The sequence below is a fragment of the Bacillus halotolerans genome, from assembly GCF_001517105.1.
Classification (GTDB): domain Bacteria; phylum Bacillota; class Bacilli; order Bacillales; family Bacillaceae; genus Bacillus; species Bacillus halotolerans.
In genome coordinates this window covers 214,230-231,936 of record NZ_LPVF01000008.1, presented here as the reverse complement: position 1 = coordinate 231,936, position 17,707 = coordinate 214,230, and the positions used below count along the sequence as shown (strand labels likewise).

Below are 17,707 nucleotides of genomic sequence, written 5' to 3'. Positions count from 1 at the left end.
GCGTTCTTTTTTTAGCTGGGCAGTGCTGAATTGCATTTATCTAAAATAAGAAAAACGGCTGCGAGGATCATTTCTTCTGTGGTTGACAGCCAAATGTTATGAATCATTTGATCTGCCGTATAAGCGGTCATCCATAAAAACAGCAGCTGGACGGTGCCGGCCATAAGGATAAAAGCTCGTTTTCCAGTCTTAAAAAACGTAAAACTATGTATCATCAGCCGTTCAAAAGGTTCAAAGCATAGTCCGAGCACAAGAAATAACACAGCAAAAAGCAGGACATGAGCAGCTGATCGGTAGCTCGTTCCCGCCAAAGAAAAGACACAGAGAATGATTGTAAAATAGCAAAATAACACAGCCGCCGCTGCCAGCACATACTGTACGGCCTGCCGTAATAAATATTTTTGATGTATCACTGGTTCATCTCCTTATCAGCGCTTGCAGAGAGAGAACGAGCGCTCTCTGCAAGCTGCCAGTTTTTTATTTGCTGCTTTTCTTTTTCACAACCGGATGCTTTTCTTTTGAAAGGACATCCGTAAATTCTTTGCCTAAGTCAAGGTGTTCTTGGACGAAGGTTTCAGGAAGCATTGCGAGCCATTGGTTTAAAGACACATCGGCATAATGGTCATCTTTAAAGATTTCTAAAAAGACGAGCGGTTCATCGCCGAGGTTTTCTACGTAGTGGCCCATCGCAAATGGAACATAACCGACATCACCGGCTTGATAGTTAAAGGTTCTCGCATGGCCGTCAGCAGCAAAAACAGTCATTCTCGCTTTACCGGAGATGTAATATTGCCATTCATGCGTATTCGGATGCCAGTGAAGCTCTCTCATGGCGCCTGGTTCCACGATTACAAGCGCGGATGCAATGGTTTTAGACACTGTAAAGTTTGTCGAATCCGCAATGTACACCTTTCCTCCTTCTGATACAATCGGCTCCTGTTCAAGAAGGCGGTACGTAAACGGATAAGGCACTTCGCCGTACGGCCCTTCCACAATGTCATCTTTTAAACAGCCGGGCACAGGTTTTTCAAATATATATTTTTCTTTGCCTGGCAAATTGGCGATTTCTTTTTCTGTTACGCCAAAATTAGCGGCAATCACTTCTTTAGGGGTGTGGGCAAGCCAGTCTGTCAGCTGGAACGTGCTGTTTTCAGAGAATGACCCGTCGTCAAATACGAGCAGGAACTCTGCCCCTTCTTCAAGCGCTTGAATCGAGTGCGGCAGGCCTGACGGGAAGTACCATAAATCTCCTTCGCCTACATCATCAATAAAGCTGCGGCCCTTTTCATCCACAATCGTGACGCGTGCTGTCCCGTAGATCATATAAGCCCACTCTGCTTCCTTATGCCAATGAAGCTCGCGAATGGCGCCTGGCTTCAGCCGCATATTAACAGAAGCCAGGTTTTCTGAAATCGGCAGCTCACGTACGGTAACTTCACGGGCGTACCCGCCTTTTTCCAAACGGTTATGAGTATCTGAGAAAGAAAACTTCATATTTTCAACGGTGCCATGATCGGTTTCCGGCGGTACGAGCATATCGGGATTCTGCCGGTCCCTTTCAATATTACGCGGGATTTTCACTGTCGCTCCCTTATCTCCTCTGATTGGCTGGGGAATGTCGTTTTGTTTTTTCATTTTCCTGTCTCCTCCTTAAAAATAATTGTGGCGCAGAAAGAGAATGTGAAAGGCCTTTCGTTTTCCCTTCTGTCTTGTTAAGTGAAAAAAACCGATGAAAAGTCAACTTCGATACAAAATTAATGTTTCGCTTTCTGATCTTTCAGCTCTGTCATCAGTTCAATGAGCTGATCGAATTTTTTCTCGAAACGGGTCAGCAGGTACATCGCGATCAGTGCCGGGAACCCGAGATTGCTGATCTGCTTGACGACTTCCTCTATAAAAACCTGATCCATGAAAAACACCTCCCTCCTTTTTGTGCAGTCATGTAAGTAAGTGAAGGGAATCCAAGAAATCGTAAACCATGACTGGAAGGTTTGCTTCAGCAAGCGCTAGGCTGAAAGTAGTAGTTTACTTTTTTTTGCTTTCCTTCATTTAATTTAGTAGGGAGGCGGTTTGATGGACTATCAAGGTCTGTTGCGATCGAAATGTAAGGAGATTATGAAGCATCCCATCGTGAAGCATTTTTTGAGCAACCCTCAGCATTACCGTTTGTTCAAAAATGTAATGGAAAACCCGAATGAAAAGGATGCAAAATCGTTGGACGAGCAATTCAAGCAATTTTATAAGGAGATTCGCATCGTCAAGTATATGAATTCAATGATTCGGATTTTTTCCATCGATTTTGATAAGCGGGTTCGCAAAAATCAAAAACGGTATCCGCTGACGGTCGATCATCCGGAAGCAGGAGAACGACTTCCTTCCGAAACGGGAAGTGACGCGTTTGAGGAATTTTTAGACCTGCAGGATGATTTGAGCCAGCATGTCCAGGATTATCAGCTTTATCAAGCGATCCAGAAGCTGACTGACAAACAAAAAAGCGTGCTGACAAAAGTCTATCTTCACGGTGCCACGATGCAGGAAATCGCTGATTCATTAGGTGAGTCCCGGCAAAATATCTCTAATATTCATAAAAAGGGATTAGAAAATATCAGAAAGCAGCTAGAGGCGCAAAAAAAGGGGGGAAAGTAAGCTGTGAGCGGCCAGTTTGAACATAATAGGAATAAAGATGAAATGTACGACATTGAGCATCTGATTGCATGCTTTTCACCGATGATCAGAAAAAAACTCAGCAATACGTCCTATCAAGAAAGAGAAGATTTGGAGCAGGAGCTGAAAATCAAAATGTTTGAAAAGGCTGATATGCTTCTGTGTCAGGATGTTCCGGGATTTTGGGAGTTTATTCTGTATATGGTAGACGAGAACTCATAATGATACCTCATTCTAAGAAAAACGGGAACATTTTGCAGGTTCCCGTTTCCTGCTGTTCACCCCCGTCAAGAGCCCTCCTATTCAAAAATGTACCAAAAAGAAACGATATAATGATAAGATGAAAAAAACAGTGACAGAAAGGAACATAAAAGTGGAAAATGCGTCAATTTTAATCGTAGACGATGAGAAAGCGATTGTGGATATGATCAAACGCGTTCTCGAAAAAGAAGGTTATCGACATATACTGGATGCGGCAAGTGCAGAGGAAGCCATTCCGGTCGTCAAGACAAATAAGGTTGATTTAATCGTATTGGATGTCATGATGGGCGGAATGACCGGTTTTGAGGCCTGCACATTAATCAGGGAGTATTCAGACGCCCCGATTTTTTTCCTGACGGCGAGATCATCGGACGCTGACAAATTATCGGGTTTTGCGGTCGGAGCTGATGATTATATTACAAAACCATTTAATCCGCTGGAATTAGCCGCGCGGATCAGAGCGCATTTAAAGCGTACGTACCAGTCGAATGCAGCTGAATCAAACAAAACCTATACATATGATTACTTTACATTTTCTCCGCAAAATGCCGAGCTGATTGTGGGCGGGGAAACTGTAGCCTGTTCGGCTCAGCTTTTGCAGCTGCTTCAGTATTTTTGCGAACATCCCAATGTGGTGCTTTCTAAAGATCAAATTTATGAAAAAGTATGGGGCTATCCTTCGTACGGAGATAACAATACCGTCATGGTTCATATCCGTAAGCTCCGGGAAAAAATTGAGCGTGACCCGAGCAATCCGGAATATATCGTAACCGTTCGCGGTCTCGGATACCGTTTTATCCCGAGTCCAGAAGGAAACGGAAAGCGCCCATGAGGTTAAGATGGAAGTTTCTGTTTCACTTTTTCGGGCAGATGCTGATTGTTATTCTTCTTCTTTCGATCATGCTTGTGGCTTCCTTTTTCTATTTAGACGCGCGATTCAGCGATGCGGAATCCAATTCAGGGCTGACAAAAGCAACGACTGACACGCTTGAGGCGTATCTGGATGTAAACGAAGACGGGTCATGGGAAGTGGACGATTTTCTGAAGAAATCTGTTGATAAACAGCACGGCTGGATGCAAATCATTGATTCTAATGGAAAAACGGATTATTCCTACAGCGTGCCGAAAGACGTGCCCGGCACCTACACCAAGAAGGAGCTTTTGTCTATTTATAAAAGCAAGAAGCTTGATAACTATAAGCTGAATTATTGGGCAATCAATATTGAAGACAAGTCGTACCTCCTCTTGTTCGGCTGGAAATCAAAGAGCGAACAGCTGCTGACTTCCATTGAAAGCCGTGAATCCTCCATCGACTCTTTGTCACAATATAAGTCCAGTACAATTGACTATATTAAGCGTGAAAAAGGAGCCGTGTATCTGTTAGACAGAAACGGGAACATACTCGACAGCATTAACAGCAAGAAAAGTGAAAGAAAAACGATGAACCAGCTGGAGCTTCTCAAATACAGCTCTAAACCATGGAACTATAAACGGGAGATTTCTGTTAAATTCCTCGATCAAAACAGGTGGATGGTCGCTTCGGTGCCAAACCCTGTCTATATTACTGACCAGGAGTTTAATAAATCATTTCTGCGGGTTGTCTTGAAAGCGATGTTTCTGATTATGGGCGTTCTGATTCTTTATATATTCTGGATGACTGCCTGGTATATGTTCAGATTCGGCTTACCGATTTTTCATACAATCAAATGGCTGGTCAATCTATCAAAAGGGAAGCTTGAAGAACCGAAAAACCGTAAAGGGCGCCCTGTCAGTAAAAACAAAAAGGGAAAAATCAAACAGCCGTACCGCTTCTTCGGTGAGATATTTGAATCTATGGATCAGCTGACTGAAACGCTGAGACGGGATAAGACAAACAGAGAAAAAATCCAGGCGACACGGGAAGAATGGATCGCCGGTTTGTCTCATGATTTAAAAACGCCCCTCAGCAGCATTTACGGCTACAGCATGATGCTTGAATCGAAGCAATACGACTGGTCTCCTGATGAAGTGAAGGAAATGGGACAGGTTGTCAGAGAGAAATCGGAATACATGTCAAAGCTGATCGAGGACTTAAATTTAACGTATCGTCTGAAAAATGACGCTCTGCCGATGGAGAGAAAGCTCACGAGCCTCATTCCGTTTTTTAAAAATGTCATTGAGGACTTCAAGAAAAACCCGTTTTCTGAAGGGTATGATATTTCGTTTGTATCAAGAGAAGAGCATATTGAATTTGCGCTGGATGAAGCCTGGTTCAGACGCATTCTGGAAAATCTGCTTGGAAATGCTGTGAAGCACAACGGTAAAGGAACAGCGATTCAGGTAATTCTTGAACAGACAAAAAATCATATTTCATTGAAGGTCAAAGACAATGGGAAAGGAATGGATGAGGAAACGATCACCCATTTATTTAACCGTTATTACAGAGGTACCAATACGAAAGATCCGTCTGCCGGGACGGGGCTTGGACTGGCGATTGCCAAAGAGCTGGTGCACCTGCATAACGGAACGATTCACGTCAACAGCAGGATCAATATCGGCTCCGTCATTACCATCCTTTTCAAAAAAGAATAAGGCGTGTGGTTTGGACACCTCTTTGCCGGGAATAACAATATATAGACTGAAGCTAAAGAGGTGTTACACATGGATGCAGTATTAGAAGCAGACACTAGGGCAGTAATCGGTGAAGGTCCGTTATGGGATGAAGAAAACGGCCGTTTATACTGGGTTGATATTTTAGGAAGCGAGCTCCATATTTTCGATCCTAAAGAAAAAATCAATCGTTCGGTCAAATTTACATCCTTTGTGACGGCGCTTGCGAAATATTCAAAGGATGAGCTGATCATGACGATGAAAGACGGTTTTTACCTGTATCATCTTCATGATGACAGTCTTGAAAAAATCAAACAGCCGAAGGATATGCATGAGAGCCTTCGGTTTAACGACGCCAAATGTGATCCGTACGGAAGGCTTTGGGCAGGAACGACGAGCATGGAAGGCGAACAAAAACAAGCCTCACTTTACCGTTTGGACACAGATGGCAGCCTTGTCAAAATGAAAGATCAAGTCTCAACCTCGAACGGTTTGGATTGGGATCGCGAACGCAGCCTGATGTACTACATTGACACGCCGACGCAGGAGATTGTGTGCTATCAATACGATCCCGAAAGCGGAAACGTCTCAAACCCAGAAACCGTCTATCGTTTTGAAAAATCGGATGGATTGCCGGATGGCATGACAATTGATCAAAACGGCATGCTGTGGGTGGCGCTGTTTGGCGGGAGCCGTGTGGTTCACATTGATCCTTTTCAGAAAAAAGAAATTGATTCTATAAGTGTTCCGGCCAAATATGTCACGTGCTGTGCGTTCGGCGGCCAGGACATGAAAACCCTTTACATCACAACAGCTACTGAACAAATGACCGAAACAGAAAGATATGAACAGCCTCATGCGGGCGGATTGTTTTCAGCCCAACTTGAAACGGGCGGATACCAGCCGGTTCCATTCGCTGGGGAGTTATAAAAAAACGCATCCGAAAACGGATGCGTTTTTGCATTTAAAGTGAACGGATAATTCCGCCTTCCACACGCTGTGCCGTGCCGTTAATGGCAGATGCGGCATCAGATGCAAGGAATACAATTGTGCTCGCGACTTCTTCGGCTGTTGCGTATCTTTGAATGAGTGAAGTCGGCTCATTCACTTTGAAATAGTCTTTCACAAATGTATCTGTATCCTGGCCGGCTGCCTTTGCGGCGCCCTCCATATAGGAAGCAACGCCTTCTGTCCAAGTAGGTCCCGGGAGCACTGAATTAACCGTAACCTTTGTGCCCTTCGTCATTTCAGCCATTCCTCTGGACAGGCTGATCAGCGCTGTTTTGGTCATTGAATAAGGAATCATAGTCGGAAGCGGTTTGACGCCTGCTTCACTTGCGATATTCAAAATGCGGCCGCTGTTTTTGGCAAGCATCTTTGGAAGGAAGTGACGGCTTGTCCGAACAGCGCTCATCACGTTTACTTCAAAATATTGATTCCATTCTTCATCCGTTACCTCGGCGAAATCCTTCACTTCAAAGAACCCGAGATTGTTGACAAGAACATCTATATCACCGATCTGCTTCACTTTTTCAAGAAAAGCTGCTGCTTCATCCGGTTTTGATAAGTCAGCGGCTGCTCCATGCACCGTTCCATATGAAGAAAGCTCTTCAACCGTGCGATCGACTGTCTCTTGTTTTCTGCCATTGACTATAACGGCTGCACCTTCTTGCAAAAAGCTTTTCGCTGCGGCTTTCCCGATGCCGGAAGTTGAGCCTGTGATTAAGACAAGCTTGTCTTTTAGCTGTAAGTCCATAAGAATCATTCCTTTTTTATTGATCATGCTACTTAGTATACAAGATGAAATTTAGTGTTTACGAGAATTTTGCTTCCATACATGCAGCTGAGGAAAAGTCATTCATACTGCATATACAAGCCTGTCAGCCATATAGTATAATAACTCCGAAAAAGGATACGAATGTCAAACAGGTGCCGGTACGTGAAAATAGCCGGCTTAATAGGGAAACCGGTAAAAGCCGGTGCGGTCCCGCCACTGTAATTGGCCTTTGCGCCAAGAGCCAGGATACCTGCCTGTTTGATAAACACGAAGTCTGCGAGGATAGATGATGTGTAAACAATAGGCTTTTTTGTTGTTTACAGCGTCTTTACCATCGTAGAGATGCTTTTTTAGTTCATTTAGGAGGAAAGGGTATGAAAAAATTAGCCGGAATATGGACGGCGCTTCTGCTGACCGCCATTATGATTTCAGGCTGCGGCAATGCGGCAGGTGAGAAGGATTCCAATGCGAAGCAAAAGACAGCTGCGTCTGAAGCGTTCCCTGTCACAATTGAAGATGGGTCAAACCAGGATGTTACCATCAAAAAGGAGCCGAAAAAAATTGTTTCGTTAATGCCGAGCAACACGGAAATTACATATGCTCTCGGACTTGGTGACAAAGTGGTCGGCGTCACCACAAACGATACATATCCAAAGGAAGTCAAACAGGTTGAGAAGGTTGGGGATATGAATGTAAACGTCGAGAAAGTCATTTCTCTTAAACCTGATCTCGTTCTCGCTCATGAATCTTCCATGTCAGCATCAGCAGATGCCATCAAGCAGCTGAAGGACGCTGGCATTGCTGTGCTGACTGTCAATGATGCACAATCATTCGCAGAGGTATACAAATCAATCGAAATGATCGGTGAAGCTGCCGGAGCTGAGAAAAAAGCGGGCCAACTGGTCAACAGCATGAAATCAGACCTGCATGAGATTAAAGAAAAAGCGAAATCCATTTCAAAAGACGAGGAAAAAAGCGTCTTTATTGAGGTTTCGCCTGATCCTGACATTTACACAACCGGAAAAGACACGTTTATGAATGAAATGCTGAATGTCATCCATGCTAAAAACGCTGCAGCGGATCAAAAAGGCTGGGTGCAAATGACAGACGAGGCCATCGTAAAGCTGAATCCAGACGCCATTGTCACAACGGACGGTGTAAAAGCGGATGCGGTGGAAAAACGCGATGGCTGGAGCGGAATCAATGCTGTGAAACATCATCGCGTTTATGATGTTGATCCTGATCTCGTCACACGTTCAGGTCCGCGTCTGATCGAAGGGGTCGAAGAACTTGCGGAAAGCATCTACCCGGATACATTTAAAGAATAATCGTTTTGCTGCTTATAGCATCAGTTTCTTATTTTTAGCTGCCAGTATCATATTGGGCATTTCCTGCGGAAGTCTGCCAATTCCGATATCCGCCATCTTTCATATCTTTTGGCATGAAGGTTTTGGCGGCTCTGCCGGCATCTATGATCCAATGTATACAAATATTATGATGAATATCAGACTGCCGAGAGTCGTGCTGGCCGCCCTTGTGGGGGCGGCTCTTTCTATCGCAGGGGCCGCTTTTCAGGGACTTTTAAAAAATCCGCTTGCTGATCCGTATACGCTCGGTGTTTCGTCCGGTGCTTCCGTCGGAGCGGTTTCGACCTTATTTTTTGGACTGCAGTTCCCTGTCATCGGAGGCTTTACACTGCCGGTTGTGAGTGTAGCCGCAGCGCTTGTCACGATTGTGGCTGTTCTTTCGTTCAGCCGCCTCGTTCACGCTTCGATGTCTGTCTCTACGCTTATTCTGACCGGTGTCATCATCAATTCATTTTTGGGCGCATTTATTTCTCTCATCATTGCTCTGACAGGCGATAATTTGCTGCCGATTGTGCATTGGCTGCTTGGCAGCGTCTCGATGAGAGGCTGGAGCTACGTTGCCCTGTTTCTCCCGTTTTTTCTTTTAGGAACCATGCTCCTGATCATAAACGGAAGAGAACTCAACGTGATGACCTATGGAGAGGAGAAAGCAAGGCTTCTCGGGGTCAGCGTCCAGCACAGAAAAATGCTGATTTTAATTGCTGGGTCACTGCTGACGGGCAGTGCTGTGGCTGTATCCGGCACCATTGGCTTTGTCGGGCTTGTGATTCCGCATATCACAAGATTGCTGTGGGGAACGGATCACCGGCATTTATTGCCGCTGTCTGCCTTGCTTGGCGGGGGATTTCTCGTTTTGGCCGATCTGCTTTCGAGAACAATGATTGAACCGGTTGAACTGCCGATCGGCATTATTACAGCCTTAGCGGGAGCTCCTGTTTTCGCTCTGATTTTAATTCGGCAGCATCGCGGGGGGAGAAGCTTATGATCAAGGCAGAGGGGCTGTCGGGAGGTTACGGAGACAGCCGGCTGATTAAAAATATCAGTTTAACAGTGAAGAAGGGAGAATTTCTTGGCATTCTCGGACCGAACGGGAGCGGAAAAACAACACTGCTTCACTTGCTGACAGGAACACTTCCGGCAATAGAAGGCTCCGTTTGTCTGGCTGGCAAACCACTCACTGAATATAAACCGAAGAAACTGGCTCAAATGATGGCAGTTCTGCCGCAAAAAACAGAACAAGCCTTTAGCTTCACTGTCAAAGAAACCGTATCCTTCGGCAGATATCCATTTCAAAAAGGGCTGTTCAGCCAGCAGACTGAAGAGGATGAAGCCATGATTCGGAATGCGATGGAACAAACAGGGGTACTCGCTTTCGCTGAGAAATCGATTCGTGATCTAAGCGGGGGCGAACAGCAGCGGGTTTATTTGGCTCAAGCACTGGCGCAGCAGCCGCGCATTTTATTTTTAGACGAACCGACTAATTTTCTGGATTTGGCTTATCAAAAAGAACTGCTCGATCTTATCAAGCGCCTGACGAGAGAAAATGAGCTGACTGCTGTCAGTGTTTTTCACGATCTGAATACCGCTAGCCTGTACTGTGATGAAATCGTCTTTATAAAAAACGGAACAGCCGGGCCTAAGCAAAAACCGGAAACCGCCATCACAGAAGAGCACATTAAGGCGTTGTATAACACGAAAGTCAGCACTTTTATCCATCATCAATTGCCTAAACCGCTTATTGCAATTCAGCCTGAAAACAGCGTCCTAAATCAGCAGGCGATTCCGTTTGAAACGTTGCTGCAAGTGCGGAGCGACGAGATCCTCTTGCAAACGGGAATCCCGCTCCGCACGCTGTCTTCTGCTCCTGTCGGTTCAGGCTTTTCTTGGAACCAGACGTTTCTTCATAAACGGCTGCCTGCCCAGTCAGATCAAAAAGAGGAGCTTTCAGCCTATTTATCTGAAAACGGCTTTTATCCGCAGGAAACCTGTGCGATGGCCTCCTCCGGCAGACTTGACCGGCTTGTGTGCCGTACGTTTGATGACGAAGAGCTGTCGGTATGTATTTGTGTCATGTCCGGCTTTTCGATATGGATTTTGATCAACGGCTTTGCGACAGACCAATTCTTCGTCAGGACTGTCATGGGGGCGGAAGCTGAGCGGATGAAAGTGCTGGGCGGTGAACAGGATGAACATGGAGAAATCCTCGTTGCAGCGACACAAACTGAAGAGACTTTTTCAGAAATCATAGAAAAACGGCTGAATCAATTGATTCGATTTGGGACAGCTGAATGTGTGCGAGAGGCTGTGGACCTGCTTGAATAAGTCTGTAAAGGAGACAGTTAAGATGAAACTATATACAAAAACAGGCGATAACGGGCAAACGAGTTTAATCGGAGGCAGAACAGACAAGGACAGCCTCCGAGTAGAAAGCTACGGCACGATTGATGAGCTGAACAGTTTTGTCGGACTGGCTTTGGCAGAGCTTTCCGGGAAGCGCGGCTTTGAGGATCTAACGGCCGAGCTGCTCAACATTCAGCACGAGCTCTTTGACTGCGGGGGCGATCTGGCAATCATTACAGAAAAAAGAGACTATAAATTGAAGGAAGACTCCGTTTCTTTTTTAGAAATGCGCATCGACGCCTATACAGAAGAGGCACCTAAACTAAAGAGATTTATTCTTCCGGGCGGATCAAAGGCCGCTTCGCTTCTCCATGTGGCGCGCACCATTACAAGGCGGGCGGAGCGCCAAGTGGTGGCGCTGATGAAAACGGAAGAGATCCATGAAATGGTGCTCCGTTATCTCAATCGATTGTCCGACTATTTCTTTGCCGCAGCACGGGTTGTCAACGTGAGAAGCGGTATTGACGATGTGGAGTATGAAAGAAGCGCTATTGTGTTTCGCGATCGAAACAGCAGCGGATCATAAAAAACATTAATGAAAGCTGGCATTTTCAATACATGCCGGCTTTTTATTTTTTTCATTCTGTCAATTTCCCTTTTTACGACAAAAAATGAACCTTATGAATTATTGACTGAAAAATGGAAAAATGAGATATTGTAACAAATTGATGTAAAAAATAGGCAGTGGGGGGGCTCTGATAGATGGTGAGATTCATTGAAAGTGATAGCGTCTGGAAGAGAAATTTCAACTTTCTTTTTTTCTCAAGAATAGTCAAGATTTCCGGCGATATGTTCGCATTTAATTCGATATTATGGTTTTTAATTTTTGACGGTGAAGGTGCGATCGGAACTGCTTTATTGATTGCTGTCACCTTTTTGCCGGAAGCCGTTTTAGCACCTGTGACGGGTCCTTTCATGAAGCAGAATACATTGAAATTCTGGATGTACTTTTCAGACCTGACAAGAGCCGCGGTTGTTTTAATCATTCCGATCTGCCATTTCGGCGGATTCTCTCCGCTGTGGTTTGTTATGACTCTTATGATTGTGCATTCAGCTACTGGCGCTGCCTACAATCCTGCTTCCATTGCTTTAATCCCTCAAATTGTAGATGAAAAGGGCATTCAAAAAGCAAATGCTGTACTGCAGTCGTCCGCCCAAATTGTCCGGCTTGGAGCTGTGACACTATGCGGCGCTCTCCTTACGTTTATGAGTCCTTCATATACAATGCTTATGGCTCTCGTACTTTATCTTATTTCTGGTTTTCTTGTTCTCTTTATCAAATACACTGCTGTTGAAACAAAATCGGAATCAGCGGCCGTGGCACAGAGAGGTACATATTTTGGCAGACTGAAACGCGGTTTTGTCCTTGTCAGAAAACACCAAATCTTATATCCGCTCGCTATCTATTGTATTTTTATGAATTTCGCGGCAGCCCCTTGGGAAGCGCTCTCCGCTGTGTATGTTGCGGAGGATTTAAACGGACAGCCGATTGTATATTCGCTATTAAAAGCCACCACCGCAATAGGCGCGTTTTTATTGGGATTTGTACTGACAAAAGTAAAAGTAAACAAGTATGGACTGCTTTTCGTAACGGCAGGCATTATTGAAGGGTTCGCTTTCTTTATTACCGGAATGAATACCTTTTTGCCGCTCGTCTTTTTCGCCGCCTTTACATTTGGCGCTGCAGTCAGTGCGATCAATGTTCCTGAGTATACGATTATACAGACATCTGTCGATAGCGAGGACCAGCCGCAAGTTTATGCCGTCATACATATGATCTCAAATATTTCGATTCCGGCCGGCGCTGTCATTTGCGGATATGCCGCAAATGCTTTTGGTTCAGGGAAAGTGATCGCTGCCGGGGGAGTTGTGGAAATTATCGCGGGTATCGGAATCCTTCTGTTTACAAAGCTGGCCAAAGCAGAACAATCCGATTTGGTAAAAGAAAGGGAAGCAAGTGTTCATCTGTAAAGGTTTTTGAAGAAGCCATGCCTCGTGCATGGCTTTTTTTTGTGCCGCTAGGTCCGGTGCTGTCTACGACTCTGGTCTTATCCAAAAATCAATCTCTGATTCGTTTTGCTCATCTTCTGTTTTGTATAAGATGAAGACAAGGAAAACGAAAGGAGGATCTGCATGAAGATCAACAAGAAAACGATAGGCGGATTCTTATTAATTGTATTTGGAATCTCCGTCTTTTTTGGGGGAGGCAGCTTCGGCTTTATCATTCCGCTTGCGATCGGGGGCTTGCTGACATACGCGGGAATCAAAAGATTCGCAGCGGGCAAAACCATCACAGGTATCATCTTGGGCGGAATCGGGGCGATGATGCTCATTTGCTCACTGCCGTTTCTCGTCGGAATTGCACTCGCAGCCGCTATGGTGTATTACGGCTGGAAACTGATGAAAAACGGATCCGCGGAAAGCGATGTGTCAGGCTTTGACCCTGAACCAGCTTCTGCCGGCTACCAGTCTCATTTTGATGACGAATGGGAAAATTTCTTAAAGAAAAAATAACACATGATATGAGGAGGAATAACGGTATGGTATTAAAAAGAATGAGAGATATGTTTGTTGCGTCAGTTCATGAAGGCTTGGATAAACTGGAGAACCCTAAGGTGATGCTGAATCAATACGTTCGTGATATGGAAAGCGATATTGCAAAAGCAAAACAAACGATCGTCAAACAGCATACGATTGCCTTTCAATTTAAGAAAAAATATGAAGAAGCAAATGAAGTGGCTGGAAAGCGTAAGAATCAAGCTCAGCTCGCTTTTGATGCCGGTGAAGAAGAGCTTGCGAAAAAAGCGCTGACAGAAATGAAGTATTTAGAGGGGAAGGCAGCAGAGCACAAAGCTTCCTACGAACAGGCAAGCAGCCAGCTGGCTGAGCTGAAAGAACAGCTGGCCACACTTGAAACAAGACTTCAGGACGTAAAGGATAAAAAACAGGCGCTGATTGCCCGGGCAAACGCCGCAAAAGCAAAAGAGCATATGAACGCGACATTCGACAAAATTGACAGTGAAAGCGCGTATCGTGAATTTCTGCGGATTGAAAACCGAATTGAGGAAATGGAAATCCGTGCTGATTATTCGAAATCAGCGGAAGCCGGCACAGAATCGAGCCGAAGTGAATTTGCAGGTGAAGTAGAAGCTGAAATCGAAAAGATGCGGGAACTCTCATTGAAAAAATCAGATCAAACATCACATGCAGCAAATGAATAAGCGGGACAGGGAAGGGTTTTCGTCAAGTCCTTCCCTTCCGCACGTATCAATTCACAGGCTTTTCCTTTATAATAGAATGAATGAGAAGGATGAAAACAAATGAAAAAAATGCTGGGCAAACTGCTGATCATTGCCGGTATTCTTATTTTTTCCGCAGTTGTAATCAAAGACGTGCTTGCTGAAGGTCTTTCATTCATAAACGGCACTGAAGCTGATTCAGCCAGTGCTTCACCGCATGAGATCGAAAGCGTAATCATTGAATCGGATCACAAGAATGTGAAGATCATAGCGGAAGAACGTAATGACATATCAGCAACCATCTCAGGTGACTCCGGGAAATTGTTTGTGGCTGAAAAGAGAAGAAAGCTGGAGCTGACGGCAAAGGAAAAAGAATTTCAATTTTTGAATGGATTTCATCGCTCTTCCCTTGTCGTCCGCATTCCATACACGTACAAAGGCGGGTTGGTTGTGAGAACATCAAGCGGCGACGTGTCTGTAGCCGGAAACAAACATCTCGCGCTTTCCGAGCTGAACGCAGCATCTGCAAGCGGAAATATGGACGTAACGGGTATCCGCCTTCAGGAGCTGAAGGTGAAGGGCTCTTCCGGGGATGTGTCGATATCAAATACAGACGCTAAAACAGCCGGCATCCGCTTAACTTCAGGCGACGCAAACTTGGACGGTGTTTCAGGCTCACTTGATGTACGGATGACATCAGGAAACTTTCGCGCGGATTTAGAAAAGGTAGCAGGCTCTTCAGCTGTCACATTAACGAGCGGTGATGTGAAGCTGGAGCTTCCCGAAAACGGCAGTTTCAAAGTCAATGCGGCTTCAGAGAGCGGAAGCGTCAGTTCGGCGTATCCATTTGCTGATACAGCACATAAAGATCATCATCAAATCACAGGCTCACATGGAAGCGGCCAGCATCAAGTCGATATTAAAACAGACAGCGGGGATGTAACGATACAGTAGCATCTGGCAGAAGAAAGGAGGCGGAACAACCAGAATGACAAAAAAACAGCTTCTTGGACTTATGATTGCTTTATTTGGCATCAGTATGTTTTTGCAAATTATCGGAATAGGCGATCTGCTGTTTTGGCCGCTCTTTTTTCTGATTGCCGGCTATTTTTTAAAAAAGTACTCCCGTGACTGGCTTGGGTCCGTCATGTATATCTTTGCCGCTTTCTTATTTTTGAAAAATCTATTCAGCATCACCTTTAACTTATTTGGCTACGCGTTTGCCGCATTTTTAATCTACGCAGGCTACCGGCTTGTGAAAGGAAAGCCAATTTTTGAACCGAATGAGAAGCCTATCGACTTAACGAAAAAAGAAAAACAGTCCGAGCCTCCTAAAGATGTGAAACACCCTGACATGCGAAGCTTTTTTATCGGCGAGCTGCTGATGATGAAGCAGCCGTTTGATCTGAATGATTTAAATGTATCGGGTTTTATCGGCGATGTGAAAATCGACTTGTCAAAAGCGATGATCCCGGAGGGAGAGAGCACGATTGTCATCAGCGGAGTGATCGGAAACGTTGATATTTATGTTCCATCAGACCTTGAAGTGGCTGTCAGCTCGTCCGTTTTTATCGGCGACATTAATCTGATCGGCTCGAAGAAAAGCGGATTAGGCACAAAGGTATACGCCGCGTCTTCTGATTTCAGCGAGTCCAAACGCCGGGTAAAAGTATCCGTCTCCCTATTTATCGGTGATGTGGATGTGAAATACGTATGAGAAAAAAACTGCTTGCCAGTCTCCAGTGGCGCGCCATTCGCATGACAACGGGAATCAGTCTGCTCCTTTTTGTCTGCTTGATTTCTTTTATGATGGTTTACTATCGGCTCGATCCGTTTGTGCTGCTGTCGTCAAGCTGGTTCGGGATTCCATTTATCCTGATTTTGGTGCTGATCAGCCTTACGATCGGTTTTGCGTCAGGCTACATGTACGGCAACCGGCTGAAAACAAGGGTCGATACATTGATCGAATCGATTTTAACATTTGAAAACGGCAACTTCGCTTATCGAATACCGCCGCTCGGGGACGATGAAATCGGGCTTGCAGCTGATCAGCTGAACGAAATGGCGAAGCGGGTTGAACTTCAAGTCGCTTCCCTGCAAAAGCTTTCAAATGAACGGGCTGAATGGCAGGTGCAAATGAAGAAATCGGTCATTACAGAAGAACGCCAGCGATTGGCAAGAGACCTGCACGATGCTGTCAGCCAGCAGCTCTTTGCGATATCCATGATGACCTCCGCTGTATTAGAACACGTAAAAGCTACGGATGATAAAACTGTGAAACGGATCAAGATGGTAGAGCACATGGCGGGAGAAGCCCAAAATGAAATGAGGGCGCTGCTGCTCCATTTAAGGCCAGTGACGCTCGAAGGGAAAGGGCTGAAGGAGGGTCTCACGGAGCTTTTGGACGAGTTCCGGAAAAAACAGCCGCTTGATATCGAGTGGGACATTCAGGATACACCGATTTCCAAAGGAGTAGAGGATCATTTATTCAGGATCGTACAGGAGGCTCTTTCGAATGTATTCAGGCATTCAAAAGCCTCAAAAGTATCCGTAATCCTCGGCGCAAAGAACAATCAGCTGCGGCTGAAGGTTATTGATAACGGAAAAGGATTCAAGATGGACCAGGTAAAAGCGTCATCCTACGGCTTGAATTCGATGAAAGAACGTGCAAGCGAAATCGGCGGAGTCGCCGAAGTGATCTCGGTTGAAGGAAAAGGCACACAAATCGAAGTAAAGGTCCCGATTTTCCCGGAAGAAAAAGGAGAGAACGAACGTGATTCGAGTATTGTTGATTGATGATCATGAAATGGTCAGAATGGGGCTCGCCGCTTTTTTGGAAGCACAGCCCGATATTGATGTCATCGGCGAAGCATCTGATGGCAGCGAGGGTGTACAGCTTGCTGTTGAATTAAAGCCTGATGTGATTTTAATGGATCTTGTCATGGAAGGCATGGACGGCATTGAAGCGACAAAGCAAATTTGCCAGAAGCTTTCCGATCCGAAAATTATTGTGCTCACAAGCTTCATTGATGATGACAAAGTCTACCCGGTCATTGAAGCAGGAGCGCTCAGCTACTTATTAAAAACGTCAAAAGCGGCCGAAATCGCTGATGCGATCCGTGCCGCAAGCAAGGGAGAGCCAAAGCTTGAATCAAAAGTGGCGGGGAAAGTATTATCCCGGCTGCGCCACTCAGGCGAAAACGCGCTCCCGCATGAATCTCTCACGAAACGGGAGCTTGAGATTCTTTGTTTGATTGCAGAAGGAAAAACAAATAAAGAAATTGGCGAGGAGCTGTTTATCACGATCAAAACAGTCAAAACCCACATCACCAATATTTTATCAAAGCTGGATGTCAGTGACCGGACACAGGCGGCGGTTTACGCACACCGAAATCACCTCGTCAAATAGG

20 protein-coding genes and 1 riboswitch are annotated in these 17,707 nt (G+C 45.3%); of the genes, 16 read left to right on the top strand and 4 right to left on the bottom strand.

Annotated features, from left to right (window positions below; genetic code table 11):
• Positions 1-11: 11 nt before the first annotated feature.
• The 3 genes from AU387_RS03725 to AU387_RS20340 form a co-directional block, all read right to left on the bottom strand.
• Positions 12-413, bottom strand: a complete 402-nt coding sequence (locus tag AU387_RS03725; RefSeq protein WP_024122817.1) for a YrvL family regulatory protein — start codon at positions 411-413, stop codon at positions 12-14.
• A gap of 64 nt (positions 414-477) precedes the next feature.
• Entirely contained in the window at positions 478-1,635 is a 1,158-nt protein-coding gene (oxdC, locus tag AU387_RS03720) for an oxalate decarboxylase (RefSeq protein WP_059334869.1), read from the bottom strand.
• Between the two features lie 119 nt (positions 1,636-1,754).
• On the bottom strand, positions 1,755-1,910 hold the full coding sequence (locus AU387_RS20340; RefSeq protein WP_024122815.1) for a YvrJ family protein: 156 nt from the start codon (positions 1,908-1,910) through the stop codon (positions 1,755-1,757).
• Positions 1,911-2,115: 205 nt separating this feature from the next.
• Between AU387_RS20340 and sigO the strand changes: the two genes are divergently transcribed.
• The 5 genes from sigO (at position 2,116) to AU387_RS03695 (ending at position 6,444) form a co-directional block, all read left to right on the top strand.
• Positions 2,116-2,646, top strand: a complete 531-nt coding sequence (gene sigO / locus AU387_RS03715) for an RNA polymerase sigma factor SigO (protein ID WP_082687851.1) — start codon at positions 2,116-2,118, stop codon at positions 2,644-2,646.
• A gap of 3 nt (positions 2,647-2,649) precedes the next feature.
• Positions 2,650-2,886 (top strand): sigma-O factor regulator RsoA, encoded by a 237-nt coding sequence (rsoA, locus tag AU387_RS03710; protein WP_024122813.1) that lies wholly within the window; start codon positions 2,650-2,652, stop codon positions 2,884-2,886.
• A 151-nt stretch (positions 2,887-3,037) separates the two neighbouring features.
• On the top strand, positions 3,038-3,757 hold the full coding sequence (gene yvrH / locus AU387_RS03705) for a two-component system response regulator YvrH (RefSeq protein ID WP_024122812.1): 720 nt from the start codon (positions 3,038-3,040) through the stop codon (positions 3,755-3,757).
• Positions 3,754-5,496 (top strand): two-component system sensor histidine kinase YvrG, encoded by a 1,743-nt coding sequence (gene yvrG, locus AU387_RS03700; protein ID WP_059292571.1) that lies wholly within the window; start codon positions 3,754-3,756, stop codon positions 5,494-5,496. Before yvrH ends, yvrG begins: the two co-directional genes overlap by 4 nt.
• Positions 5,497-5,565: 69 nt before the next feature.
• Positions 5,566-6,444 carry an SMP-30/gluconolactonase/LRE family protein gene (locus tag AU387_RS03695; RefSeq protein ID WP_059334867.1) on the top strand — a complete coding sequence of 293 codons (879 nt, stop codon included), beginning with the start codon at positions 5,566-5,568 and terminating at the stop codon, positions 6,442-6,444.
• A gap of 34 nt (positions 6,445-6,478) precedes the next feature.
• Here AU387_RS03695 and AU387_RS03690 read toward each other — a convergent pair whose 3' ends face one another.
• Positions 6,479-7,270 (bottom strand): SDR family NAD(P)-dependent oxidoreductase, encoded by a 792-nt coding sequence (locus AU387_RS03690; protein ID WP_024122809.1) that lies wholly within the window; start codon positions 7,268-7,270, stop codon positions 6,479-6,481.
• Positions 7,271-7,424: 154 nt separating this feature from the next.
• A riboswitch (cobalamin riboswitch) is annotated at positions 7,425-7,563 on the top strand.
• 102 nt (positions 7,564-7,665) lie between these two features.
• Here AU387_RS03690 and AU387_RS03685 point away from each other — a divergent pair.
• The 11 genes from AU387_RS03685 (at position 7,666) to liaR (ending at position 17,706) form a co-directional block, all read left to right on the top strand.
• On the top strand, positions 7,666-8,619 hold the full coding sequence (locus AU387_RS03685) for an ABC transporter substrate-binding protein (protein ID WP_059334865.1): 954 nt from the start codon (positions 7,666-7,668) through the stop codon (positions 8,617-8,619).
• A complete protein-coding gene (locus AU387_RS03680) occupies positions 8,582-9,643 on the top strand; it encodes a FecCD family ABC transporter permease (RefSeq protein WP_059334864.1) in 1,062 nt (353 codons plus the stop codon). The genes AU387_RS03685 and AU387_RS03680 overlap by 38 nt, the downstream gene beginning before the upstream one ends.
• Positions 9,640-10,980 (top strand): ABC transporter ATP-binding protein, encoded by a 1,341-nt coding sequence (locus AU387_RS03675; protein ID WP_059334862.1) that lies wholly within the window; start codon positions 9,640-9,642, stop codon positions 10,978-10,980. The genes AU387_RS03680 and AU387_RS03675 overlap by 4 nt, the downstream gene beginning before the upstream one ends.
• A gap of 22 nt (positions 10,981-11,002) precedes the next feature.
• Positions 11,003-11,584, top strand: a complete 582-nt coding sequence (locus tag AU387_RS03670; RefSeq protein ID WP_044159080.1) for a cob(I)yrinic acid a,c-diamide adenosyltransferase — start codon at positions 11,003-11,005, stop codon at positions 11,582-11,584.
• A 176-nt stretch (positions 11,585-11,760) separates the two neighbouring features.
• On the top strand, positions 11,761-13,029 hold the full coding sequence (locus AU387_RS03665; RefSeq protein WP_044159079.1) for an MFS transporter: 1,269 nt from the start codon (positions 11,761-11,763) through the stop codon (positions 13,027-13,029).
• A 162-nt stretch (positions 13,030-13,191) separates the two neighbouring features.
• Positions 13,192-13,572: a cell envelope stress-induced membrane anchor protein LiaI gene (gene liaI / locus AU387_RS03660; protein ID WP_059292578.1), complete on the top strand. Its 381-nt coding sequence runs from the start codon at positions 13,192-13,194 to the stop codon at positions 13,570-13,572.
• A 26-nt stretch (positions 13,573-13,598) separates the two neighbouring features.
• Entirely contained in the window at positions 13,599-14,279 is a 681-nt protein-coding gene (gene liaH / locus AU387_RS03655; RefSeq protein WP_024122802.1) for a stress responsive protein LiaH, read from the top strand.
• A 99-nt stretch (positions 14,280-14,378) separates the two neighbouring features.
• A complete protein-coding gene (gene liaG, locus AU387_RS03650) occupies positions 14,379-15,251 on the top strand; it encodes a LiaG family protein (protein WP_059334860.1) in 873 nt (290 codons plus the stop codon).
• Between the two features lie 34 nt (positions 15,252-15,285).
• Entirely contained in the window at positions 15,286-16,014 is a 729-nt protein-coding gene (liaF, locus tag AU387_RS03645) for a LiaRS two-component regulatory system accessory protein LiaF (RefSeq protein WP_044159076.1), read from the top strand.
• The gene (gene liaS / locus AU387_RS03640; protein WP_059334858.1) at positions 16,011-17,093 is read left to right on the top strand and encodes a two-component system sensor histidine kinase LiaS; all 1,083 of its coding nucleotides are present in this window, start codon (positions 16,011-16,013) and stop codon (positions 17,091-17,093) included. The genes liaF and liaS overlap by 4 nt, the downstream gene beginning before the upstream one ends.
• Positions 17,071-17,706: a two-component system response regulator LiaR gene (gene liaR / locus AU387_RS03635; protein ID WP_024122798.1), complete on the top strand. Its 636-nt coding sequence runs from the start codon at positions 17,071-17,073 to the stop codon at positions 17,704-17,706. The genes liaS and liaR overlap by 23 nt, the downstream gene beginning before the upstream one ends.
• Position 17,707 lies beyond the last annotated feature (1 nt).